Source organism: Lentzea sp. NPDC004789, assembly GCF_053601075.1.
On sequence record NZ_JBSGBE010000001.1, the window covers coordinates 425,890 to 447,420 of the forward strand.

General features: G+C 69.6%; 24 protein-coding genes. 5 read left to right on the top strand and 19 right to left on the bottom strand.

All coding sequences use genetic code 11. From position 1 onward, the window contains the following. Positions 1 to 45: 45 nt before the first annotated feature. Positions 46 to 1,314 carry a D-alanyl-D-alanine carboxypeptidase family protein gene (locus tag ACWEIJ_RS02050; protein WP_449835348.1) on the top strand — a complete coding sequence of 423 codons (1,269 nt, stop codon included), beginning with the start codon at positions 46 to 48 and terminating at the stop codon, positions 1,312 to 1,314. 73 nt (positions 1,315 to 1,387) lie between these two features. Then, complete coding sequence (locus ACWEIJ_RS02055; protein WP_449835349.1) at positions 1,388 to 2,614, top strand: FAD-binding oxidoreductase; 1,227 nt, start codon at positions 1,388 to 1,390, stop codon at positions 2,612 to 2,614. Here the strand turns inward: ACWEIJ_RS02055 and ACWEIJ_RS02060 are convergent. After that, a complete protein-coding gene (locus tag ACWEIJ_RS02060) occupies positions 2,562 to 3,734 on the bottom strand; it encodes an MFS transporter (protein WP_449835350.1) in 1,173 nt (390 codons plus the stop codon). The genes ACWEIJ_RS02055 and ACWEIJ_RS02060 overlap by 53 nt on opposite strands. Positions 3,735 to 3,826: 92 nt before the next feature. On the opposite strand from ACWEIJ_RS02060, the gene ACWEIJ_RS02065 reads away from it, so the two are divergent. After that, positions 3,827 to 4,777, top strand: coding sequence for an Lrp/AsnC family transcriptional regulator (locus tag ACWEIJ_RS02065; protein ID WP_449835351.1), 951 nt, complete (start codon positions 3,827 to 3,829; stop codon positions 4,775 to 4,777). On the opposite strand, the gene yhjD is transcribed toward ACWEIJ_RS02065, so the two are convergent. The 12 genes from yhjD to ACWEIJ_RS02125 all read right to left on the bottom strand — a co-directional run bounded on the left by yhjD (position 4,761) and on the right by ACWEIJ_RS02125 (position 14,074). Continuing rightward, the gene (gene yhjD / locus ACWEIJ_RS02070; protein WP_449835352.1) at positions 4,761 to 5,744 is read right to left on the bottom strand and encodes an inner membrane protein YhjD; all 984 of its coding nucleotides are present in this window, start codon (positions 5,742 to 5,744) and stop codon (positions 4,761 to 4,763) included. The genes ACWEIJ_RS02065 and yhjD overlap by 17 nt on opposite strands. A 24-nt stretch (positions 5,745 to 5,768) precedes the next feature. After that, positions 5,769 to 6,785 (bottom strand): tryptophan--tRNA ligase, encoded by a 1,017-nt coding sequence (trpS, locus tag ACWEIJ_RS02075; RefSeq protein WP_449835353.1) that lies wholly within the window; start codon positions 6,783 to 6,785, stop codon positions 5,769 to 5,771. A 26-nt stretch (positions 6,786 to 6,811) separates the two neighbouring features. Then, positions 6,812 to 6,967 carry a hypothetical protein gene (locus ACWEIJ_RS02080; RefSeq protein ID WP_449835354.1) on the bottom strand — a complete coding sequence of 52 codons (156 nt, stop codon included), beginning with the start codon at positions 6,965 to 6,967 and terminating at the stop codon, positions 6,812 to 6,814. A gap of 158 nt (positions 6,968 to 7,125) precedes the next feature. After that, positions 7,126 to 9,648, bottom strand: coding sequence for a bifunctional FO biosynthesis protein CofGH (locus ACWEIJ_RS02085; RefSeq protein ID WP_449835355.1), 2,523 nt, complete (start codon positions 9,646 to 9,648; stop codon positions 7,126 to 7,128). Between the two features lie 72 nt (positions 9,649 to 9,720). After that, positions 9,721 to 10,260, bottom strand: coding sequence for a GvpL/GvpF family gas vesicle protein (locus tag ACWEIJ_RS02090; RefSeq protein ID WP_449835356.1), 540 nt, complete (start codon positions 10,258 to 10,260; stop codon positions 9,721 to 9,723). Further along, complete coding sequence (gene gvpJ / locus ACWEIJ_RS02095; RefSeq protein ID WP_449835357.1) at positions 10,257 to 10,613, bottom strand: gas vesicle protein GvpJ; 357 nt, start codon at positions 10,611 to 10,613, stop codon at positions 10,257 to 10,259. The genes ACWEIJ_RS02090 and gvpJ (ACWEIJ_RS02095) overlap by 4 nt, the downstream gene beginning before the upstream one ends. After that, positions 10,610 to 10,843, bottom strand: a complete 234-nt coding sequence (locus tag ACWEIJ_RS02100) for a gas vesicle protein K (protein WP_449835358.1) — start codon at positions 10,841 to 10,843, stop codon at positions 10,610 to 10,612. Before ACWEIJ_RS02100 ends, gvpJ (ACWEIJ_RS02095) begins: the two co-directional genes overlap by 4 nt. Continuing rightward, positions 10,840 to 10,992, bottom strand: coding sequence for a gas vesicle protein GvpJ (gene gvpJ, locus ACWEIJ_RS02105; RefSeq protein WP_449835359.1), 153 nt, complete (start codon positions 10,990 to 10,992; stop codon positions 10,840 to 10,842). The genes ACWEIJ_RS02100 and gvpJ (ACWEIJ_RS02105) overlap by 4 nt, the downstream gene beginning before the upstream one ends. Further along, positions 10,989 to 11,735: a GvpL/GvpF family gas vesicle protein gene (locus ACWEIJ_RS02110; RefSeq protein ID WP_449835360.1), complete on the bottom strand. Its 747-nt coding sequence runs from the start codon at positions 11,733 to 11,735 to the stop codon at positions 10,989 to 10,991. Before ACWEIJ_RS02110 ends, gvpJ (ACWEIJ_RS02105) begins: the two co-directional genes overlap by 4 nt. Beyond that, entirely contained in the window at positions 11,725 to 12,030 is a 306-nt protein-coding gene (locus ACWEIJ_RS02115) for a gas vesicle protein (RefSeq protein WP_449835361.1), read from the bottom strand. Before ACWEIJ_RS02115 ends, ACWEIJ_RS02110 begins: the two co-directional genes overlap by 11 nt. Before the next feature lie 14 nt (positions 12,031 to 12,044). Beyond that, positions 12,045 to 12,311, bottom strand: coding sequence for a gas vesicle protein GvpO (gene gvpO, locus ACWEIJ_RS02120; protein ID WP_449835362.1), 267 nt, complete (start codon positions 12,309 to 12,311; stop codon positions 12,045 to 12,047). Positions 12,312 to 12,415: 104 nt separating this feature from the next. After that, positions 12,416 to 14,074, bottom strand: coding sequence for a TIGR03767 family metallophosphoesterase (locus ACWEIJ_RS02125; protein WP_449835363.1), 1,659 nt, complete (start codon positions 14,072 to 14,074; stop codon positions 12,416 to 12,418). Positions 14,075 to 14,257: 183 nt separating this feature from the next. Between ACWEIJ_RS02125 and ACWEIJ_RS02130 the strand changes: the two genes are divergently transcribed. Then, positions 14,258 to 14,488, top strand: coding sequence for a hypothetical protein (locus tag ACWEIJ_RS02130; RefSeq protein ID WP_449835364.1), 231 nt, complete (start codon positions 14,258 to 14,260; stop codon positions 14,486 to 14,488). Positions 14,489 to 14,492: 4 nt separating this feature from the next. Here ACWEIJ_RS02130 and ACWEIJ_RS02135 read toward each other — a convergent pair whose 3' ends face one another. Together ACWEIJ_RS02135 and ACWEIJ_RS02140 are read right to left on the bottom strand one after the other, a co-directional pair. After that, entirely contained in the window at positions 14,493 to 15,287 is a 795-nt protein-coding gene (locus ACWEIJ_RS02135; protein ID WP_449835365.1) for an exodeoxyribonuclease III, read from the bottom strand. Positions 15,288 to 15,298: 11 nt separating this feature from the next. Further along, the gene (locus ACWEIJ_RS02140; protein WP_449835366.1) at positions 15,299 to 15,505 is read right to left on the bottom strand and encodes a hypothetical protein; all 207 of its coding nucleotides are present in this window, start codon (positions 15,503 to 15,505) and stop codon (positions 15,299 to 15,301) included. 178 nt (positions 15,506 to 15,683) lie between these two features. Here ACWEIJ_RS02140 and ACWEIJ_RS02145 point away from each other — a divergent pair, with 178 nt between their 5' ends. Continuing rightward, complete coding sequence (locus ACWEIJ_RS02145) at positions 15,684 to 15,998, top strand: hypothetical protein (protein WP_449835367.1); 315 nt, start codon at positions 15,684 to 15,686, stop codon at positions 15,996 to 15,998. Positions 15,999 to 16,026: 28 nt separating this feature from the next. Here the strand turns inward: ACWEIJ_RS02145 and ACWEIJ_RS02150 are convergent, their stop codons facing one another. From ACWEIJ_RS02150 to ACWEIJ_RS02165, 4 genes are all read right to left on the bottom strand, one after another. Next, positions 16,027 to 18,657: an AAA family ATPase gene (locus tag ACWEIJ_RS02150; RefSeq protein WP_449835368.1), complete on the bottom strand. Its 2,631-nt coding sequence runs from the start codon at positions 18,655 to 18,657 to the stop codon at positions 16,027 to 16,029. Positions 18,658 to 18,809: 152 nt separating this feature from the next. Continuing rightward, a complete protein-coding gene (locus ACWEIJ_RS02155; protein WP_449835369.1) occupies positions 18,810 to 19,091 on the bottom strand; it encodes an SH3 domain-containing protein in 282 nt (93 codons plus the stop codon). 203 nt (positions 19,092 to 19,294) lie between these two features. Next, a complete protein-coding gene (locus tag ACWEIJ_RS02160; protein ID WP_449835370.1) occupies positions 19,295 to 20,518 on the bottom strand; it encodes an NADP-dependent isocitrate dehydrogenase in 1,224 nt (407 codons plus the stop codon). Between the two features lie 79 nt (positions 20,519 to 20,597). After that, complete coding sequence (locus ACWEIJ_RS02165) at positions 20,598 to 21,449, bottom strand: SDR family NAD(P)-dependent oxidoreductase (RefSeq protein WP_449835371.1); 852 nt, start codon at positions 21,447 to 21,449, stop codon at positions 20,598 to 20,600. Positions 21,450 to 21,531: the final 82 nt, after the last annotated feature.

Below are 21,531 nucleotides of genomic sequence, written 5' to 3' on the forward strand. Positions count from 1 at the left end.
CGTGGTGCGTGCAAGGCACCAAACGGGGGTGGATAGCCTGGAGCCGTGCCCTTCACGAAACGGCTCATCGTCGCCCTGGTCCTAGCAACGGCCACAGCCGCGTTCGCCGCACCGACCGGCACCGCACAGCAGGCCGCCTCGGCGCAGTGCGCGAACCGCGAGACCCCGCCACCACCGGTGGACACGTCCGAGCAACCGACGCCCGGCCAGAAGGCCCCGGCGCCGCTCGAGGTGCCGGAGAAGCCGATCGGCGGTGACCGGCTGGGCGAGTGCGGCCTGATCCTGCCGCCGAACCAGGCGCAGCCCCCGAGCGGCATCACCGCCGCGTCGTGGCTGCTCGCGGACATGGACAGCGGCGCCGTCATCGCCGCGTACGACCCGCACGGCCGTCAGCGTCCGGCGAGCGTCATCAAGGTGCTGCTCGCGATGGTCGTCGCCAAGGAGCTGCGCGGCGACCTCGTCGTCACCGCGTCCGCCGAGGACACCCAGCAGGAGTGCACCTGCGTCGGGCTCAAGGACGGCGGCCAGTACACGGTCCGCCAGCTGCTGCAGGGCCTGCTGCTCACGTCGGGCAACGACGTGGCGCACACGCTGGCCCGCCAGCTCGGCGGCGTCCCGAACGCCCTGCGCAAGATGAACGCCATGGCGAAGGAGCTCGGCGCCCTCGACACCCGCGCCGTGACCCCGTCGGGCCTCGACGGCCCCGGCACCAGCACCTCCGCCTACGACGTCGCCCTGATCTTCCGCGGCGCGATGAAGTACGACGAGTTCGCGCAGGCCATCAAGCTGCAGCAGGCGCAGTTCCCCGGCCGCAACGGCGGCACGATCATGCTGACGAACGACAACCGCCTGATGACGAGCTACGAAGGCGCGATCGGCGGCAAGACCGGCTTCACCGACGACGCCCAGCACACCTACGTGGGCGCCGCCGAACGCAACGGCCGCCGCCTCGTCGTCGTCCTGCTGCGCGGTCAGCAGCAGCCCACGCACATCACCAACCAGGCCGCGAAGCTGCTCGACTACGGCTTCGCGATGGGCCCCGGCGGCGTCGGCAAGCTGGTCGACGGTGCCCCGCAGCCCAAGCCGAACGTCACCTCCACCCAGAGCAGCAACAGCAACACCACCGACACGGCCGCCGGCTCCGACTCGGGCTCCGGCCGCCCGACGCCCACCGCGTTCGGCACCGTCGGCCTGCCGATCACGGCCATCGCGGGTGTGGCCCTGCTGGCCGCCGTGTTCCTCTACATCCGCAACAAGAGGGCCAAGGCGGCACGGGCACGCCGCCAGGCCGCGCAGGCGGCACAGGGCGTCTGAGAAGGCACCACAGGCACACCAGAACGGCTCCCGGCGCACGCTGGGAGCCGTTCTGCTTTCCGAGGGGGTTGCGATGATCGGCTCAGGCGAAGTCGTGGCACCGGGCCACCCGGACTACGAACGCCTCCGCCTGCCCGCGCTGCCCAACTACCACCACATCCGACCCCGTGCGATCGTGCGTTGCTTCAACAACGACGACGTCAGAAAGGCTTTGGCGCACGCAAGAGAGTCGGGCACGCACATCACCCCACGCGGTGGCGGGCACTGCTTCGCCGGCCGTTCCTCCACCGACGGCATCGTGCTCGATCTCACGCCGTTGAACGACGTGTCGGTCCAGGACGGGACGGCCGTGATCGGCGCGGGTGCCCGGCTGGCCGAGGTGTACGCCGGGCTGGACCGGCACGGCCTGACCCTGCCCGCCGGGTGCGGCCCGACAGTCGGCATCGCCGGCCTCACCCTCGGCGGCGGGCTCGGTCTGCTCGGCCGTCGCCACGGCCTGACCGCGGACCGGCTGCGCGCGGCCCAGGTCGTGCTCCCGGACGGCGTGGTCGTCGACTGCGCGGCCGACCGGGAGCCCGACCTCTTCTGGGCGTTGCGCGGCGCGGGCGGTGGCCAGTTCGGCGTGGTCACGAAGCTCGTCTTCGACCCGGTTCCGGCCGAGCGGACGACGAGGTTCGTGCTGACCTGGCCGACCACCCGAGCGCGCGACGTGCTGCACGCCTGGCAGGAGATCGCGCCCGACGCACCGGACGAGCTCAGCGCGAACCTCAAGATCGACGCGCGGCGGGTGATCGCGTTCGGCGCGGGCGAGCCCGGCGGTCTCGTCGACCTCGCTCCGGCGACCAGCGACATCGACACCATGCCGTACCACCAGCTGAAGCAGTCCTTCGACGACCTCGGTGACCTCGGAGCAGGACCGGTGACCAGCAGGTCCGAGTTCTTCCGCCGCTCGCTGCCTGACCAGGCGATCAAGACGCTGCTCGCCGGTCTGGCACCGGGCCGGGAGCTCAACTTCACGCCCATGGGCGGTGCCTACAACCGAGTCCCGGCCACCGCGACCGCGTTCGCCCACCGCGCCGAGCGGTTCATGATCGAGCACGTGAGCGCCGACGCGGACTGGGTGCACAGGTCGTGGGCAGGCGTGCACCGCCACGCGTCCGGCCGCGTGTACCCGAACTTCCCCGACCCGCACCTGGACGACCCGCTGACCGCCTACCACGGCGAGAACCTCGCGCGGTTGAAGGAGATCAAGGCGCGCTACGACCCGGCAGGGCTGCTGCACTTCCCGCAGTCCCTCTGATCATCACGGCGGTCAGCGCCAGCACACCGGCGATCAGCGCCATCGACGTGACCACCGCGGCGGAGGTGCCGAACCGGAAGAAGACCGCGCCCAGCAGGGCCACCCCGACCGTCGCACCGAGCTGCTGCACCGCGTTCAACAGCCCCGACGCCCACCCGGTCTCGTGCGGAGCGGCGACCGACAGCGCGTTGCTGAAGAACGGCACGGTGAACACCCCGAGCCCGATTCCAGCGATCAGCAGCGGCACCGCCGTGAACGACACCGCGATCCCCGCCAGGCCGGCCAGCACCAGCACCAGCCCCGCGCGCATCACCCGCGTCCCGAACCGCGGCACGAGCACGGATCCCGCGACCCACGAACCCACCGCGAGCCCCGCCGACCACGGCAGCAGCGTGAGCGCGGCACCGGTCGGCGTCCTGCCCTCGCGCAGCTGCAAGAACAGCACCAGCACGAACACCAGGCCGTTCATCACCGCGAAGAACAGCAGCGAACCGGCCAGCGAGGCGGGGAACACCCGGTCGCGCAGCAGCCCGCCCAGCTTCGGCGGCGTGGCCGACCGGTCCTCGCGGATCAACGGCGCCACGGCCAGGACGGCGAGCCCGAGCGGCACGTTCACCAGGAACACCGAACGCCAGCCGACCGAGTCGGTCAGCAGGCCGCCGACCACCGGACCGCACAACGCCGACAGTGCCATGACCGGCCCGATCGTGCCCAGCGCCTTGGGCACCTCGTCGCCCGCGAACATCGCGCGGATCAGGCCGAACGTCTGCGGGATGATCATCGCGGCGCTCGCGCCCTGCACCACGCGGGCCGTCAACAGCACCACGGCGTGCGGTGCCCACGCGCACAAAGCGGAGCACAGCACGAAAACGAGCATGCCGATGACGAACATCCGTCGGCGCCCGAGGACGTCACCGAGCCGTCCTCCCACGATCAGCAGCAGCCCGAACGGGAGCGTGTACCCGTTGGTGAGCCACTGCAGCACGGTGTCGCTCATCGCGAGATCGGTGCGAACCGCGGGCGCCGCGATCGGCATCACCGTGGAGTCGAACAGGTTCATGGCTTCGGCGAGCAACAACGCGGCGAGCGCCGGCCACCGCCAACGGTAAGGCTGTGTCATGTCCGCGAAACTAAGCATCGACGAACAGAACTACCTCAAATAGAGCCATAGAAGACGAATAGTTCCATCAGAACCGGCCTAGCATCGGAAATGTGACACTCGACGATCTCGACCGCGCGGTGCTGCACGCGCTGCACATCGACGGCCGCGCCCAGTTCAACCACGTCGCGAAGGTCCTCGGCACGTCCCAGCAGACCGTGGCCAGGCGCTACCGGAAGCTGCGCGAGAGCGGCGCGCTGCGGGTGGTCGGCATGATCGACGCGCGCAGGGCGGGCCAGGTGGAGTGGTTCCTGCGGCTGAGCTGTGCTCCGGACACGGCCGTGCAGGTCGCGCGGGCACTGGCGGGCCGGCCGGACACGACGTGGGTGCAGCTCACGTCCGGCGGCACCGAGATCTCGTGCGTCATCCGCGCGGACAACGCCCCGGAAGCCCTGCTGCTGCAACAACTTCCGCGCACCCCGAAGGTCCTGTCGGTGTCCGCGCACTGCCTGCTGCGGTCGTTCGTCGGCGGCCCGGTCGGCTGGCACGGCCGCGCGGGCGCGCTCACCGCGGACCAGATCGCCGCGCTCACGCCGTCCTTCGACACCGAGGAGGCCGAGGAACCCGAGGTGGACGAACGCCTCGCGGCGTTGCTGCGCGAGGACGGCCGCGCGTCGTTCACCGACCTCGCCGCGGCCACCGGGTGGTCCGAACCGACCGTGCGCCGCCGCGTGAACCAGCTGCGCGCGAGCGGACTGCTCTACTTCGACGTCGACGTGGACCCCGCGGTGCTCGGGTTCAGCGCCCAGGCGATCCTGTGGATGTCCGTGCGCCCCAAGCACCTGGTGACCGCCGCGCAGGCCCTTGCCCGGCAACCGGAAGTCGCGCTAGCGGCGATCACGACCGGACCGGCCGACCTGCTCGCGAAGGTCGTGTGCCGCGACATCGACGCGCTCTACGCGTACCTGACCGAACGGGTCGCGACCATCGAGGGCATCGAACGGATGGAGACCGCCCCGGTGATCCACACGCTGAAGCGCGCGGCACTCACCGGCGCCACCTGATCCCGAGCAGCGCGCCGACCACCGCACCGGCCCCGAGCAGCAACGACGGTGAAGGACCGCGCCGGACCGAGATCACCGGCCGGATCACGGCAGGAGGCGGCGCCGCAACGACCTCCGGCTCCCGGTTCTCCCGCGCGGTGGCCGTCCAGGCCGTGATGAACAGCAGGAACTGCGCCACCAGGTTCGCGAACACCAGCACACCGATGACCGACCCGAACGCGGCCGCGGTCGGCGAGCGGGTCACGAACGACAGGAAGATCGTCGCCGCCTGCTTGAGCACCTCGAACCCGATCGCCGCCGCCAGCGCCCCGCGCAACGCGCTGCGCAGCCCGACCGGCTTGCGCGGCAACCGGGCGAGCACCCAGAGGAACACCATCCAGTTCGCCAGCAGCGACAGGACGATCGCGGCGATCTGCACCAGGACCCGCGCCCAGCCGGCGTCCTCCAGGCCCAGCCACTCCAGCACGTGCTTCGTGAACCCCGAGCCGAGCGCGGTGATGCCGAACGACAGCGCGATCGCCAGCCCGAGGCCGATCAACGCCAGCAGATCGCGCCACAACGTGCCGAAGAACGGCAGGTTCTCCTTGGCGTGACCCCATTGCGCGGTCAGCGCGTCGCGGAGGTTGCTCATCCACCCGAGGCCCGAGTAGGCGGCACCGAGCAGACCGATGATGCCGACCGTGCCCTTGGAGTCCAACGCGTTGTTCACGGCGTCGTTGATCTGCTTGCGCAGGTTCTCGTCCGGCACGGCCTGAGCGATCGACGACCGCAGGTCGGCCAGCAGGTCCGGCTGGGACTGCAGCACGAAGCCCGCCACCGCGAAGCCGATCATCAGGATCGGCACGAGGGACAGCACGCTGAAGTACGTGACCGCGGCCGCGTAGTGGGTGCCGTAGCGCTCTGTGTAGCGCTCGTAGGCCAGCAGGATGTGGTCCAGCCACGCGTACTTCCGCCGCCACTTGTCCACGGCGAAGACGCTAGTGCAAGCGCACTACTCGGGCAGAACGAACCCGATCTTCTCGTACGACCGGCGCAACGTGACCGACGCCACCTCACGGGCGCGCTCGGCGCCGCGGGCCAGGATCTTGTCCAGCGAGGCCACGTCGTCGAGGTACATCCGGACGCGTTCCTGCACCGGCGTGACCCACTCGGTGAAGACCTCGCCGAGGTCCTTCTTCAGGTCGCCGTAGCCCTTGCCGTCGTAGTCCGCGACCAGCGAGTCGATCGACCGGCCGGTCAGGGCCGAGTAGATCGTCAGCAGGTTCGAGACGCCCGGCTTGTTCTCGGCGTCGAAGATGATCTCGCGACCGGTGTCGGTGACCGCGGAGCGGATCTTCTTGGCCGAGCGCTTCGGGTCCTCCAGCAGCTCGACGACACCGCCGGGCACCGACTTGCTCATCTTCGCCGTCGGATCCTGCAGGTCGAAGATCTTCGCCGTGTCCTTGACGATGTACGCCTCCGGCAGGCGGAACGTCTTGCCGTAGCGCGAGTTGAACCGCGTCGCGAGGTCGCGGGTTAGCTCCAGGTGCTGCCGCTGGTCCTCGCCGACCGGCACGTAGTGCGCCTGGTACAGCAGGATGTCCGCGGCCTGCAGGATCGGGTAGGTGAACAGGCCGACGCCGACGGCGGCCTCCGAGCGCGACGACTTGTCCTTGAACTGCGTCATCCGCGAGGCCTCGCCGAAGCCGGTGAGGCACTGCATCACCCAGCCGAGCTGGGCGTGCTCCGGGACGTGCGACTGCACGAACAGCGTCGCGCGGTCCGGGTCGATGCCCAGCGCGAGCAGCTGGGCCGCCGAGACGCGCGTGTTCTGCCGCAGCTCCTTCGGGTTCTGCTCCACGGTGATCGCGTGCAGGTCGACGACGCAGTAGAACGCGTCGTGGTCCTCCTGCAGGGCGACCCACTGCCGCACCGCGCCCAGGTAGTTGCCGAGGTGGAACGAGCCTGCCGTCGGCTGGATGCCGGACAGCACTCGGGGACGACGGGTGGGTGCGCTCTCCGTGGACACGAACGAATCTTCTCAGATCAGGCGAATCAGTTCTGCGCGGTGTCCTGCCCGACCAGGTCGATGCGCTGGTTCGCCGCCGGGATCGTGGCCGGCTTGCGCCGCTTGACCAGGCCGTACACCAGACCGCCGACGCCCGCCGTGACCGCGATCAGACCCACGGGACCAGCAGCGGTACCGGTCATGCTGCTCTCAACCGCAGCGCTCAGTACCAGACTCATGCCGTGCACTTGCCGAGCCTCCCCAAGGCACAGACTCACCCCGGAAGGGTGAACCTTGCTGACTGATTGGCCGCCAAGCTACCGATGACCGGTAGCGTCGATGCGCCGAATCAGACTATCGGTCACTCGTGATCGGATCGCACTCGCCCATATGTCGTAGTCCGCTGACGGGCGTTACGCCCTGCGAGCGAAGCCAGGGTCTCAAGCTCACGCACAGTACGCGCCGACCCGTGTTCGGACCCTGCCATGCGGCTGATGGTCTCCTCCATCAAGGTTCCGCCGATGTCGTTCGCACCGCCGTTGAGGATCTCCGCGGTGCCCTCGTCGCCCAGCTTGACCCAGGAGCACTGGATGTTGTCGATGCGTCCGTGCAACGCCAACCGCGCGAACGCGTGCACGGCGCGGTTGTCGCGGCGGCTGGGGCCGGGCCGAGCGACGCCTGCCAGGTAGATCGGGGCGTTGCGGTGCACGAACGGCAGCGCGACGAACTCGGTGAGCCCGCCGGTCCGGTCCTGCAGCTTCGCCAGCACCCTGAAGTGGGTGAGCCAGTGGCCGGGGTGGTCCACGTGGCCGTACATCATCGTCGATGACGAACGAATGCCCAGCTCATGGGCCGTGCCGACGACCTCCAGCCAGGTCGCGGTCGGCAGCTTGCCCTTGGTGAGCACCCACCGGACGTCGTCGTCGAGGATCTCGGCCGCCGTGCCGGGGATCGTGCCGAGGCCGGCCTCCTTCAGCTCGGTCAGCCACTCGCGGACGCTCACGCCCGCCTTGGCCGCGGCCGACACGATCTCCATCGGGCTGAACGCGTGGACGTGCATCTCGGGCAGACGCTTCTTGATCGCGCGCACGACGTCGGCGTAGTAGGTCACCGGCAGCTTGGGGTCGATGCCGCCCTGCATGCAGACCTCGGTGGCGCCTTCGTCCCACGCCTCCTGCGCGCGGTCGGCGACCTCCTCGGCGCTCAACCTGAACGCGTCCGCGTCGCGCTCGCGCTGGGCGAAGGCGCAGAACCGGCAGCCGACGTAGCAGACGTTCGAGAAGTTGATGTTCCGGTTGACCACGTACGTGACGTCGTCGCCCACCACTTCTCGCCGCAGGTCGTCGGCCAGCTTCACCATCTCTTCCAGCGCGTCGCCGTCGGCGGTGAGGAGCGCCATCGCGGCGTCGGTGTCTTCGAGCAGCGCGGCCGGGTCATTCGCGGCGATCTTCAGTCCACGTTGGACGTCTTCGGAAAGTCGTTGCGGCGCAACGGGGATCTTGAGCTCGTCCCAGTCGCCGTAGACCTCGTCGAAGTCGCCGCGGCGGTCGCTCGTGCGGCCCTCGGTGTCGATCGCGGTGTTGAGGTCCGCGCGCCCGAACGTGTCGAGCCCTCCGTCGGGCTCCTGCCACTCGCGGCCGACCACCTCGGCCGACGGGTTCGCGAGGCCGCTTTCCAGTGCCAGCGCGGAAACGTGCGCGGTGAGCCGGGTGTCGATCCACTGCCCCGCCGCCGCGCGGACGTAGCGCGGGTAGACGTTCAGCCGTTCCTGCAACGAGAAACCGGCCTCGCGCGTGATGTCCGCGAGCCGGTCGACCTGCGGCCACGGCTTCTCGGGGTTCACGTGGTCCGGCGTGATCGGCGAGACGCCGCCCCAGTCGTCCACGCCCGCGCGCAGCATCAGGCCGAACTCCTCGCCGACCAGGTTCGGCGGCGCCTGCACGCTCACGGTGGACGGCATCACCAGACGTGCCACGGCGATCGTCGCCGCGAGCTCGGTCAGGTCCGCGTCGGGCATGCCGCGCATCGCCGTGTCCGGCTTGGCGCGGAAGTTCTGGATGATGACTTCCTGGATGTGCCCGTACTGCTTGGCGACCTGGCGCATCGCGAGCAACGACTCGGCGCGCTCGGTCAGGGTCTCGCCGATGCCGATCAGGATGCCGGTGGTGAACGGGACGTTGACGCGTCCGGCGTCGGTCAGCACCCGCAGCCGGACCGCGGGATCCTTGTCCGGGCTGCCGTAGTGCGGGCCGCCCTTCTCGCTCCACAGGCGTTCCGCGGTGGTCTCCAGCATCATGCCCATGCTGGACGCGACCGGCCTGAGCCGGGTGAGCTCCTCCCAGCTCAGCACGCCGGGGTTGAGGTGCGGCAGCAGGCCCGTCTCCTCCAGCACCGCGATGGCACTCGCTCGCACGTAGTCCAAAGTGGACTCGTAGCCGCGCGCGTCCAGCCACTCCTTCGCGGCCGGCCAGCGGTCCTCCGGCCGGTCTCCCAGCGTGAACAGCGCTTCCTTGCAGCCCTGTTCGGCGCCCGCGCGGGCGATCGCCAGCACCTCGTCGCGTTCGAGGAACGCGGCGGGCAGCTTGTGCGGCACGGTCGCGAACGTGCAGTAGTGACACCGGTCACGACACAGTCTGGTCAGCGGGATGAACACCGACCGGCTGTACGTGACGACCCCGGGACGCCCCTCGGCGAGCAGGTGCGCGTCCCGCACCCGGCCGGCCGCGGTTAACAGCGCGTCCAGGTCCTCCCCGCGCGCGTGCAGCAGCACGGCGGCCTCGGTCGCGTCGAGCACCGCACCGTCGGCGGCCCGGCGCAGCGCACGCCGCATGGCCGCCGCGCTCGGACGGGGCTGCGGTGGGGTTAGCGAGATGTCCACTGCCACGTCAACGACCTTAGGCGGCGAAAATTCCTGTTCGCCTCTCCGACGGTGTGACCAAGTTCCCAGTCCGGCCGCTCACCAGCCCCAGCGCGACGCCGGCGCCTGCCCCGCGTTCAGGAAGCTGAAGGCGGGCAGCGGGCCGGCGAACCTCCCGCCCGACTTCTCCGCGGCCTGCCGCGCGAGGGCCAGCCGCTCACGTGACACCAGGAACGCCCTGCGGACCTCCTGCCGTTCGGAGGGCAGCTCGACGGCCTGCTCCGCCAGTGCGCTGACCGGCTCCAGCGCGGTGTCCGCGCTGGTCCACGCACCGAGCCGCAGGTAGACGTGCACCTCGACGACGTCGGCCAGCCGATCGAGCTGGGCGCGCAGACCGTTCGCCCTCGGTGCCAGCACGTCGGCACGGACCGCCTCCTCGCTCTCGGCGAGCGTGCCGAACACCACCGGCACCACGGGACCGGTGGCGACCAGCGCGGACAGCGCCTCGAAGTGGGACATCGCCGCCACCGGCGCCTCGCGGACCGCGGCGGCCAGATCGTCCAGCACGACGAGCCGGACGTCCCGGCCGGCGGGCACCTCGTGCGTCGCGCGCACGACGCCGAGCAGGTGCAGGCTCACAGCTGCCGTTCCGGTGCCTCCACCCCGACCCGTTCCACGGTCTCGGCCGGCATGACCGCGGCCGCCACGGGCGCGGTGAGCGGCAGGATGCCGTGCGTGCCGAGGATGCCCTGCGTGCCGGGTGGCGGCACGACGCCGGAAATCGCCCGCCGGGTGGCGTCCAGGCGTTGCATGGCCTCCAGGTAGCGGATGTAGGTGTCGACGCTGGCGATCACGATCTTGGCCTCGATGGTCAGGATCTCGATGCCGATCACGGAGACCCTGATCGTCGCGTCGATGACGAGTCCCTTGTCCAGCAGGATGTTCAGCGCTTCGGCGAGGCCACCGGACGCAGGCAGGGCTGGAGCGGTCACAGTTCGGTCCTTTCCGGATGGACTTCGAGCACGGCACGCAGCTCGGCGAACTGGCGGCGCAGGGCGATCAGCGCCTGGCCGAGCCGTTCGATCTCGTCTTCGGTGAGCGACCCGGCGTCCATCCGCCTGATCGCCTGGCGTTCCAGCAACTCCTCGAGGATCTCCAGCACGGCCAGCACGATCCGGCCGAGGCCCTTGCCCGCGTCGACGGGAACCCTGGCGCCGGTCATCGCAGCGACTCCTCGATGCCGACCAGCAGCAGGCGCAGGTCGAGCCGGATCAGGTCGATGCCGGCCAGCGTGATGATCACGTCACCGGTGACCACCGCACCGCTGTCGACGATCCGGTCCAGCAGGTCGACCAGCGTGTTCTCGGTCATCCGGGAACCCCCAGCTCCAGGCGCGTGAACGAGTAGGGCGGCCACGGGCCGGTGGCGTGCACGGTCGCACCCCGGCCGCGCGCTTGTTCGCCCAGCTCGGCGGCCGCCCGCCGGAAGACGTCCTCGTCCGACGCCGGCACGAGGTAGGCGGCGTCGAGCAGCGTCTGCGGCCGTTGGGTCCGGTGGACGACGTCGGTGGCGTGACCTGCCAAGGCCGAGTGCAGCGCCCGCGCGGCGTCCGTCTGATGATCCTTCAGCTGCTGGCCGTCCAAGCGGCTCTGCCGGCGCCTGCGCAGGTAGTCCGCGCCGGAAAGCCCGGTCAGCGGTGTCTCCTCCACCGGCAGGGCCCCGTGCTCGACCCGCACGCCCCACTCGCGGTGCCCGGCGACGCGGTCGAGCCACCGGATGACCTCGTCGCGCGAGGAGGCCAACAGCCTGCGCGCCGCCGGTTCGTCCGCGACGACCGTGCCGAACCGCAGCGGCAGCACGGGTTCGTGCTCGAACACGGCTCGCACGATGGCGTCGTGGTCGCGCACGAGCGTGGCCAGCAGGCCGTCCTCCGCCGGTTCCTCGGCGTCGAGCCCGCCGAACAGCGCGGTGTCCACCTCGGTCACGACGAGCGCCAGCCCGTCGTGCCTGATCAGTTGGGGCGGCCCGGCCGCACGCAGCTCCGGGGGACCGACCAGCTCCCACCGCTCTCCGCGGGTGATCGCGTAGGCGCAGAGACCGCGCTCAGCGCTCATGAACCGGCTCCGGGACGCTTTCCGGGGCTCTCTCCGGGGCTCTCTCCGGGGCCTCCAACCCGGCTGTCCGTCTCTCGAGCTCCGCACGTGCGCTGTGGGGCGCGAAGAACGGGTCGCCGGTCCACCAGTCCATGCCCATCTCGCGAGCCGTCTGGGCGGACGCGATGAAGAGCCGGACCCGGAGGGTGAGCAGCTCGATGTCGACGACGTTCACCGCGATGTCGCCGACGATCACGACACCCTTGTCGAGCACGCGCTCCAGCACGTCGGCGAGCGAACTCGATGCGCTTTCCACAGCAGCCCCTCGGGTCAGTGGTCGGTGGCACCTCTGGTGTATCGCCGCAGCCGTTCGTAGGACTGCAGGACGCCATCGCGATCGACGTCGACCCGATAGGTGGCGAGCACGCTCGTGCTGGCGGGCACGCGTTCCAGCTCGACGACATCGACCAAAATGGACCAACCGCCACCTTCGGCGGCGCGCACGCCGGTGACACCGTCCGGCTGCCGCCCGGCGATCTCCCCGAACTGCCGCACTGCTGCGCGAATCGCATCGGCAGGTCCGCGAGGCTCGTTCATCCCCACCATGATCGCAGGCGGCGCCAGGTAGTTAAACGGTCAAACAGACGGTCGCGGGACCACCCAACGGATCAAGTTCTGTTGGTGCGCCTGCGAATTCTCGTTCACCTGACGGCGACGAGCAGCTCCGTGTTCCGGTCGAGCGGCGTGCCGAGCGGGTCCGTGCGCGTGTGGATGTCGTTGTAGGTGAACTCCCGGCACAGGCTCGCCAGCGCCGTGTCCGACCTGTCGTCGTAGTCCACCTGGTACGGAGCGTCGGCCTCCAACAGCGTAGTGAACAGCGACAAGGTGCCGTCCCCGTTGTCCGCCACTTCGATCACACGGGCGTGCTGCGGGTAGTCGACGTGGGCGGCGGTGTTGATCTCCCAGAAGCTGCGGGACGGCGTGTCGTGCCGATGCGGCGTGATCACGTTGCGGTGCGTGTGCCCGTTGACCCACGCCAGCACGTTCGGGAACCGGTGCAGCAGGCTGACGAGCGCGTCGCCGTTCATGCGCGGGTCCAGCGGGCGCCGCTTGTCCGGCAGCACGTTGCCCATCGTCGTGCTCGTGTGGTGACTGAAGAGGACGAACAACTCGTCGGTGACGTTCTGCCGCTGCGGCAGGCCGAGCCAGTCGTAGTAGAGCGAGCTGTTGCGCTTGAGGACCTTCTCGATCCAGTTCAGCTGGTGCAGACCGATCGAGCCCGTCGAGAACCCGGCGAGGTTCGTCGTGTCCATGCTGACGCCGGTGACACCGGGCGCCATCCGGAACGTGTAGAAGACGTCTTTGCCGTCCGCGTTGGCGTCCGTGTACCCGTGACCGCCCGTCGGCAAGTGCTTGCGCACGAACTCACCGGTGTCGAACAGCCGTCGCCTGTCGTCGGGCGTAACAGTCCGGACGACGCCGCCGCTCGCCAGGATGGCCATCGCTTCCGGGATGGCGTTGGGATCGTTGAACGCCTGCGCGACCTTGGCGTTCTGCACCGGGTCGCCGAACCCGACGATCTTCTTGCGGCCGGTGTACCAGCTGTCGAGCAGCCCGTCCGGCAGCGCGCCCACGACGCTGTCGTCGTGGTTGCCGATCGTCGAGTACCACGGGATGTTCAGGCCGGGGCTGGTGAACTCCCTGACCGCGGCGTCGAGCAACCCGGTGAGCTGAGGGAATCCCGCGGCCTTGTAGTCGTCGCTGCCGCTCATGTCCGGCTGCCAGAACGTCTTGAGGCCCGAGTTCTGCACGCCTTCGTAGCGGCTGTCACCGGTGTTCGGCGTGATGCGGCCGCCGTTGAGGATCGTGAGGAACCAGTCCAGCTCGATGTTCTCGTGGTTGTCCGTGTTGTCGCCGGTCGTCATGAGGAAGTCGAACGGCCTGCCGGTCAGCGGACCGTTGCGGACGGCGTTGACGCGCCTGACGAGCGACGTCGAGCCCTGCGCGGTGAGCGCCTCCTGCGGCCGGTGCGCGCTGGAGCCCATGATCGGGTGCAGGTACTCGAACCGCAGCGGGCTCTGGGCGTCGCAGATGTGCATGTCGCTGAACTGCACGAAGCTCGCCAACGCCTGACGCCGCGCCTCCCGGCCCGCCTTGGCCTGGATCAGGTCGGTGCGGATCACCGTCGGCCAGCCGGGGCCTGCCGCGAGCCTGCGGTAACCGCTGGTGCCGATGGGTGCGGCCGCGGTTTCCAGGGTGGTACCGGTGGTGGACGCAACCGCTTGCGCGTCCAGGAGCGGCAGGCCTGCCGCGCCCACGCCCATCGCCATCAGGAAGGTGCGCCGGTTGAACCCCGCCATGAGCCGCCCCCGATCTCATCGATGGTGAATCATGTTCAGATTCGGGGAGCCGGCAGGTGAAATCGAGCGGTCAGGCGGGGGACGGGAGCGATAAAGGCTGGTCGGGCTGGGTCAGTCGGCGTACCCGATCTCCTGCTCGGCTGAGTCCGAAACGCAGGCGGCCGCGGTGGCGACGATCAGACCATGAGCGAGACCGGGAAGACCTTCGTGTTCACCGCCGTGCGGCGGCCAGGAAGCGCGAGAGAGACGCCCAGCTGGCGCTTCGAGGTTCGGGAAGGCTGCTGGGTCACCCTGTTCGACGACGGACGCACGCGGTTCCTCATGGACGAGACGACCGAGCACGAGGTCACCGGCAAGAACCGCGACAAGTACCGGCCGGGCGCGAGAATGATCGAGACCAAGCCCAAGCAGTGAGCCGTCAGTCGGCGTACACGACGGTGACCGGGGCGTGGTCCGACCACCGCTCGGCGTAGGTCGCGGCCCGCTCCACCACGGCGCTCCGAGCCCGAGCCGCGAGCCCGTCCGTGGCCACCTGGTAGTCGATCCGCCAGCCCGAGTCGTTGTCGAACGCCTTGCCGCGGTACGACCACCACGAGTACGGCCCGACGGCATCGGGGTGCAGCGACCGCATCACGTCGGTGTACCCCGACGAGAACACCGACGACATCCACTCCCGCTCGTACGGCAGGAAGCCGGACGACTTCTGGTTCGTCTTCCAGGCCTTCAGGTCCTCGGGACGGTGCGCGATGTTCCAGTCACCGCACACGAGCACCTCACGGCCCGACACGGCCGCCTTCTCCCGCAGCGACACCAGGTACGGCAGGAAGGCCGCCATGAAGCGGTCCTTCTCGTCCTGCTTCTCGGTGCCGACGTCGCCGGACGGCAGGTACAGGGACGCCACGACGACGTCCGGCAGCTCGATCTCCACGTACCGGCCGCTGGACTCGAACTCGGAGGCACCGAAGCCCACACGGACCGACGTGGGTTCAACGCGCGAGAGAACGCCCACGCCCGCGCGGCCCTTCAACGACGACGGCGCGTACACGCCGTGCCAGCCGGCGGGCGAGTGGACGTCGAGAGGCAGCTCGTCCGGTTCCGCGCGGACCTCCTGCAGGCACACCACGTCCGCGGAGGAGGCCTCCAGCCAGGACAGGTAGCCCTTCTTGGCGGCGGCGCGCAGACCGTTGACGTTGATCGTGGAGACCGTGAGCACGACGGAGGAGCCTACCGAGAGGCCAGGCCCCAGGGCTTCGGGTACTCCGCGCCGCAGCCGGCGCAGTGCGCGGTCAGGTCCAGGTAGCCGACGATCGTGGCCATCTCGTCGCGGGGCAGCGCGAGCTGCCGCTGGCCGTCCAGCTCGGTGTAGAGGCCCTGCCACTCCGGCTCGCAGGAGCACTGGGTGACGGCCTTGGCCCGGCCCCACCGAAACATGTTCCGCAGCATGCCACCAGTTTGCCACACGCCACCGAAGTCGTTGACCAATGCAAACCGCGAGTTCGGCGAACACGAATTCTTCGCACCGCCCTCTTGAGGGTGCGGATCTCGATGAGCCAGATTTTCCACGGGCCCAGGAAATCTCCCCAAGGCACGAAAGCAGCAAGGAGAAGAAATGAACGCGATCAAGGGTGTTCTCGTCGGACTCGCCGCCACCGCCGCACTCTTCGGCGGTGCCGCCCAGGCCACGGCCGCGCCGGCGACGGGGCAGTCGGCCGAGGCGTCGGCGAACGTGACCGGCGAGGTCGTCGCGGTCGTCAAGGGCAAGTCCGTCAAGGTGCGCGTCGACGCCTCCACGACCGTCGACGTGGACTACGACCTCAAGAAGACCGTCGTCTCCGGCGAGCTGAAGATCGGTGCGTCGGTGCACGTGAACGGCAAGAAGGTCGACGGCAGGATCGTCGCGTCGGGCATCGTCGTCATCAAGTAGGACTTCACCGGAAAGGCCGGCGCCGCCCTCACGCGCCGGCCTTTTCCAATGCCGCCGCCAGGTCGCGGCGGCCGGAAATTCCCAGTTTTCGATACGCACGCGTCAGATGCAGTTCAACGGCTCGTGGCGTCACGAACAACTCCGCCGCGATTTGCCGGTTGGTCAGGCCGAGCACGGCCCTGCGCACGACGTGGTCCTCCTGCGCGGTCAGCACCGAACCGGTCGGCGTGCGGGCCGGACGGCCTCCCGCCAAGCGCAGCTCCCGTGCCGCTGCTCCCATCAACGGGATCGCACCGCACCTCTTCGCCAGGTCGTGGCCCTGCCGCAACGCCGCCAGCGCCTCCGGGCCACGGCCGTCGAGCCGCAGCGCGACACCCAGGTCGACCAACGCCCGCGCGAGCTCCAGCCGCGCCGAAGTGGGGCGCAACGCCGAGACGGCCTCCTCCAGCAGGGCCGCGTTCCCCGTCACGACACCGGAAACCCGCAGAGCCACCCCGACCGGCACGGCGAGGCCCCAGTCGCGCGCCAGTTCCAGCTCCTGTGCGGCAAGGCGCACGGCATGATCCCTCTCCCCCAACGCCATGTGCGCCAACGCCGCGTGCGTACGCCACGGTTGCAATGACGGGTTACGGGCGCCACGGCGTTCCATGCGGCGACCGCAGTCGAGGTGGTCGCGCAGCGCGGAAGCGGGGTCGCCCAGAGCCATGTGCAGGCGACCGCGCTGGTGCAGCAGTGCGTGGTAATGGGTGTATTCGGGCAGGTCGCCGTCCAGCTCGCGTTCCCGCACGAGCCGCAGCGCCGACCCCACGTCACCGGTGTCCACCCACACGCCGACGAGGCCGGCCACCGCTATCACCACGTTGCCGTCCTGGTTGGCGCCCAACGCGTCCAGCTTCTCCAGCGACGTCATGCCGAGCCGTTCCGCGTCCGGCAGCGAGCCCAGCCGGCGCGCCACGTGACACCGCAGCGCCTGCACCGAAGCCGCGCACACGGCCAGGTCGCGTTCGGCCGTCACGCGCAGCGCCTCCTCGCACTGCCGGTCCGCCTGCTCGTACTCGTCGATGCCGATCAACGCCACGATCAGGTGCGCGAACGAGAACTGGTCGATGAGATCGCGCCCGATGTGCAACGGCAACGACGACTGCACCCGGCGGCGGGTCTCGCCGGGGTTCACGCCGATCGTGGCACCCCGGAAGGCCAGCAACGCGTTGAGGAACCGCTCGTTGCGCGCGGACGTCATGCGTGCGCCGCTCAACCTCGCGATCCGCGTCTCGACCTCACCGGAGAAGAACGACTCCTCCGTGCCGAGCGACAACGCGTACAGGTCCAGCCGTTGAGCCAGGTCCGCGTCCACACCGGACACCCGCGCGATCACCGACTCGACCTTCGCCACCGCGTCGGGGTACCTCCGCCGCCCGGCCAGGTCGTAGGCGAGCAGCAACGCCATCCGTCCCTCGGCCAGCACGTCCATCGACGCGGATGCCGCCTTGGTCAACGACGCCAGCGCCGCGCCGGGGTCGACCAGCGACTGCGCCTCGCTCAGCTCGACCAGCACCTCACCGCGCAGGTCGTCCGGCAGCGGTTCGCGCAGAAGCCTGCGCAGACAGGCGATCGCTCTGTCCGAAGTGGACTGACGAGCGGCGGCGCGCAGCACGTCCCGCACCCAGTCCGCGCCGATCGGCGCGGCCTCCAGCAGGTGTGCCGCCACGTCGTCGACCGGCGCCTGGTCGTCGTACCGGAACCGCGCGGCACGGGCGTGGATCGCCGCCCGGTCCAGCGCGGTGGTGCTCTGCGCCAGCGTCGTCAGCACCATCGGCACGCCCGCGAAACCCAAGCCGCTCAACGCCCGTGCCGCGTCCACGGCCTCACGCGGTCCCAGCCCGGCCGCGGCTCCCGCCAGCGCCAGGTCCGCCTCGCCGAGCACCGCGAACGCCCGTGCCAGCGCCACCACCCGCGGCCCGGCCTGCGCGAGCCGCGCGAGAAGTTCGCCGGCCCGTTCGCCCAGGTCGCGAGCACGCAGCCCGAGGAGGTACGGGTTGCCGCCGGTCGCCACCCGCCAGTCGGCGACCACCTCGTCGGTGACCCCGTCGGCGAAGAGCGTCCGCAGGAACCGCCCGCACGCCTGCTGGTCGAGACCGGCGAGCCGGACCCGGCGCGCGTCACCGACCACCTCGCGCAGCAACGGTGTCGCGTCGAGCGCGAGCCCGCGCGTGACGACCACGGCCACGGGCAGCTCGCCCAGCCGTCTGCGCAGGTAGGCGAGGAAGTTCAGCGACGGCAGGTCGGCCTGCTCGACGTCGTCCACCGCCAGCAGCACCGGCGACCCGGCCGACACGTCGCGGACCAGGCGGTGCAGCCGGTGCAGCACCGGTTGGTCGGCGTCGGTGCCGAGGACCTCGTCGGCCTCGCTCTCGAAGAGCTGCGCGACCACGCCGAACCGGAACGCCGACTCCGACGCGGAGCACTGCGCCCGGAAGATCGCGAAGCCGAGCTCACGGGCCATCCGCACGGTCTCGGCCAGCACGGACGTCTTGCCCAGGCCCACCCGACCCTCGACGCACACGACCGAGGGCACCCCGGCGGCCGCCTCCTCCAGCGCACGCCGCAGAGCCATCAGCTCACGCTTGCGGTCGGACACCGCGGAACTCGTGACCGCCACCGGACACGCCCCTTCGCCGCAACGCAGTTCGAACACGTGGCGGCGCGTTCTGGGCCGTCCTGCCTAGTCCAGCCAGGTCAATCCTATGAAGGTCCACCCGGCCTGGAAAGGGCCTTCCGGACCAGGAAACACCTCGAACTTCCGGAGAGTCCTCAGGTGCAGTTGGAATCGCTGGTCAACGCGACGAACTGGGTGCTCACCCAGCGGCGGTCGCTCAGCATCCGGTACCCGTTCTCGACCCGCGGCTGGGCGTCCGCGACGGCGTCGCGCTGCATCGTCGAGACGATCGGCTGCATGTCACCGGGACCGGACCGGACGTTGAGGATGTCCGCGGTCACCGTGACCTTGCAGACCTGCCCGCCCTTGTCGCTGCCCATCGGCTTGCCGCCGTTCGCGAAGTACATCACCCCGGCGACCCCGAGCACGCCAATCACGATCAATCCCCTGACCGGTACACCCAACATCGCCGCCTCCGAACCCCGCACTGCCTGGACCAGCAGATATAGCGGCTGAAAGGCGCGAAAGGACCGCTCGGCGCGGCAACCACCCGCAAGAGGAACCGGTCGGGTGACGCCGCGACGAGAAAGGCCACCCCGGCGTGACCGGGGTGGCCTTCTGACGTACTCGAATCAGGCGATCAGAACGACGCCATCTTCTTCTTGAGGTTCTCGTCCAGCGCGGCGAGGAAGTCCTCGGTGGTCAGCCACTCCTGGTCCGGGCTGATCAGCAGCGCCAGGTCCTTGGTCATCTGACCGGCCTCGACCGTCTCGATGACGACCGACTCGAGCGCCTCGGCGAAGCGGATCACCTCGGGGGTGTTGTCCAGCTTGCCGCGGTGCATGAGGCCACGGGTCCACGCGAAGATCGACGCGATGGGGTTCGTGGAGGTCGGCTTGCCGGCCTGGTGCTGGCGGAAGTGACGCGTCACGGTGCCGTGCGCGGCCTCGGCCTCGACGGTCTTGCCGTCCGGCGTCATCAGGACCGACGTCATCAGGCCGAGCGAGCCGAAGCCCTGCGCGACCGTGTCGGACTGGACGTCACCGTCGTAGTTCTTGCACGCCCAGACGTAGCCGCCCTCCCACTTCATGGCCGCGGCGACCATGTCGTCGATGAGGCGGTGCTCGTAGGTGAGGCCCTTGGCGTCGAACTCCGCCTTGAACTCCTCGTCGAACACGCGCTGGAAGATGTCCTTGAAGGCACCGTCGTAGGCCTTCAGGATCGTGTTCTTCGTGGACATGTAGACGGGGTAGCCCCGCTGCAGGCCGTAGGAGAACGAGGCGCGGGCGAAGTCCTCGATGGACTTGTTGTAGTTGTACATGCCCATCGCCACACCGCCCTCCGCCGGGAACTCGGTGACGACGTGCTCGATCGGCTCCGAGCCGTCCTCGGGCTGGAAGGTGATCGTCAGCTTGCCGGCGCCGGGCACCTTGAAGTTGGTGGCCTTGTACTGGTCGCCGTGCGCGTGACGGCCGATGATGATCGGCTTGGTCCAGCCGGGGACCAGACGCGGGACGTTCGAGATGATGATCGGCTCGCGGAAGACGACACCACCGAGGATGTTGCGGATCGTGCCGTTCGGCGAGACCCACATCTTCTTCAGGCCGAACTCCTCGACGCGCGCCTCGTCGGGCGTGATCGTGGCGCACTTGACGCCGACGCCGTGCTTCTTGATGGCGTTGGCGGCGTCGATGGTGACCTGGTCGTCCGTGGCGTCCCGGTGCTCGATGCCCAGGTCGTAGTACTCCAGAGTGACGTCCAGGTACGGGTGGATCAGCTTGTCCTTGATGAACTGCCAGATGATCCGGGTCATCTCGTCGCCGTCGAGCTCGACGACGGTGCCCTGAACCTTGATCTTGCCCATAACTCCGGGCGCTCCTCTCGCGACGATGCAAGCAAGACAAGCGTACTGGTAAACCGCTCGGGTGTGCCTGCGACCCTGGTTACACCGATTCAGCGTCGGCCGGGTCGAAGTCCGTCGAACGGCTCACGTGCTCCCACTTGTCGATTTCCGCGTTCCGTGCCTGGTCCGCCAGGCGCACCATGTCCACCGCGTCGCCGCCGAGCAGCAGACTCAGTGGTGGCTCGTCCATGGCTACCACGTCGAGCACGACCCGCGCGGCCTTGGCCGGATCACCAGGCATGTGGCCGTGCGCGCCGCGCATCATGTCGAGCATTGCCCCGACAGACGGAACGTAGTCCTCCCCCGGCTCGGTCACCACCAGAGAGGGGCCGGTCCAGTCGGTCTGGAAGCCGCCGAGCTCGACGATCGTCGCCTTCACCCCGAACGCCGCGCACTCCGCGGCCAGCGACTCCGTGAAGCCGCGCAGCGCGAACTTGGCCATCACGTACGGCGCGAGCCCGCCGCCGAACGCCATGTGCCCCGCGGTCGAGCCGACCTGCACGAAGTGCCCGGACCGCTGCGCGCGAAGCACGGGCAGGGCGGCCTTGGTGACGTTGACGACACCCCAGAGGTTGATCTCCAGCTGGTCGCGGAAGTCGGCCTCGGAGCACTCCTCGATCGACGTCACGCGACCGGCGCCCGCGTTGTTCACGACGACGTCGAGCCGGCCGAACTCCCGCACCGCGGTCTGCACGGCCTCTCGCGCTTGTGCGGCGTCACGCACGTCGAGTGCAACAGATCTGACCCGGTCGCCGTGTTGAGCAACGAGGTCGTCGAGATCGCGCGGGTTGCGCGCGGTGGCGACGAGCTGGTGCCCGGCGGCGAGAACGGCCTCCGCGGTCTTGCGACCGAGCCCGCGGGAACTGCCGGTGATGAGCCAAACCTGCGGCATGTCCGTGCTCCATTCATCAGGAATCAGTTGTCCGGACATATGGAGTTCCGGCTCGGGCACCTGATACCTGCGGCTACTGTTT

Coding starts and splice junctions, on each gene's coding strand:
- ACWEIJ_RS02055 (WP_449835349.1), top strand. CDS start 1,388: ATGATCGGCTCAGGCGAAGTCGTGGCACCGGGCCACCCGGACTACGAA.
- ACWEIJ_RS02060 (WP_449835350.1), bottom strand. CDS start 3,734: ATGACACAGCCTTACCGTTGGCGGTGGCCGGCGCTCGCCGCGTTGTTG.
- ACWEIJ_RS02080 (WP_449835354.1), bottom strand. CDS start 6,967: ATGACCGGTACCGCTGCTGGTCCCGTGGGTCTGATCGCGGTCACGGCG.
- ACWEIJ_RS02100 (WP_449835358.1), bottom strand. CDS start 10,843: ATGACCGGCGCCAGGGTTCCCGTCGACGCGGGCAAGGGCCTCGGCCGG.
- gvpJ (WP_449835359.1), bottom strand. CDS start 10,992: ATGACCGAGAACACGCTGGTCGACCTGCTGGACCGGATCGTCGACAGC.
- ACWEIJ_RS02110 (WP_449835360.1), bottom strand. CDS start 11,735: ATGAGCGCTGAGCGCGGTCTCTGCGCCTACGCGATCACCCGCGGAGAG.
- gvpO (WP_449835362.1), bottom strand. CDS start 12,311: ATGAACGAGCCTCGCGGACCTGCCGATGCGATTCGCGCAGCAGTGCGG.
- ACWEIJ_RS02125 (WP_449835363.1), bottom strand. CDS start 14,074: ATGGCGGGGTTCAACCGGCGCACCTTCCTGATGGCGATGGGCGTGGGC.
- ACWEIJ_RS02130 (WP_449835364.1), top strand. CDS start 14,258: ATGAGCGAGACCGGGAAGACCTTCGTGTTCACCGCCGTGCGGCGGCCA.
- ACWEIJ_RS02140 (WP_449835366.1), bottom strand. CDS start 15,505: ATGTTTCGGTGGGGCCGGGCCAAGGCCGTCACCCAGTGCTCCTGCGAG.
- ACWEIJ_RS02145 (WP_449835367.1), top strand. CDS start 15,684: ATGAACGCGATCAAGGGTGTTCTCGTCGGACTCGCCGCCACCGCCGCA.
- ACWEIJ_RS02160 (WP_449835370.1), bottom strand. CDS start 20,518: ATGGGCAAGATCAAGGTTCAGGGCACCGTCGTCGAGCTCGACGGCGAC.
- ACWEIJ_RS02165 (WP_449835371.1), bottom strand. CDS start 21,449: ATGCCGCAGGTTTGGCTCATCACCGGCAGTTCCCGCGGGCTCGGTCGC.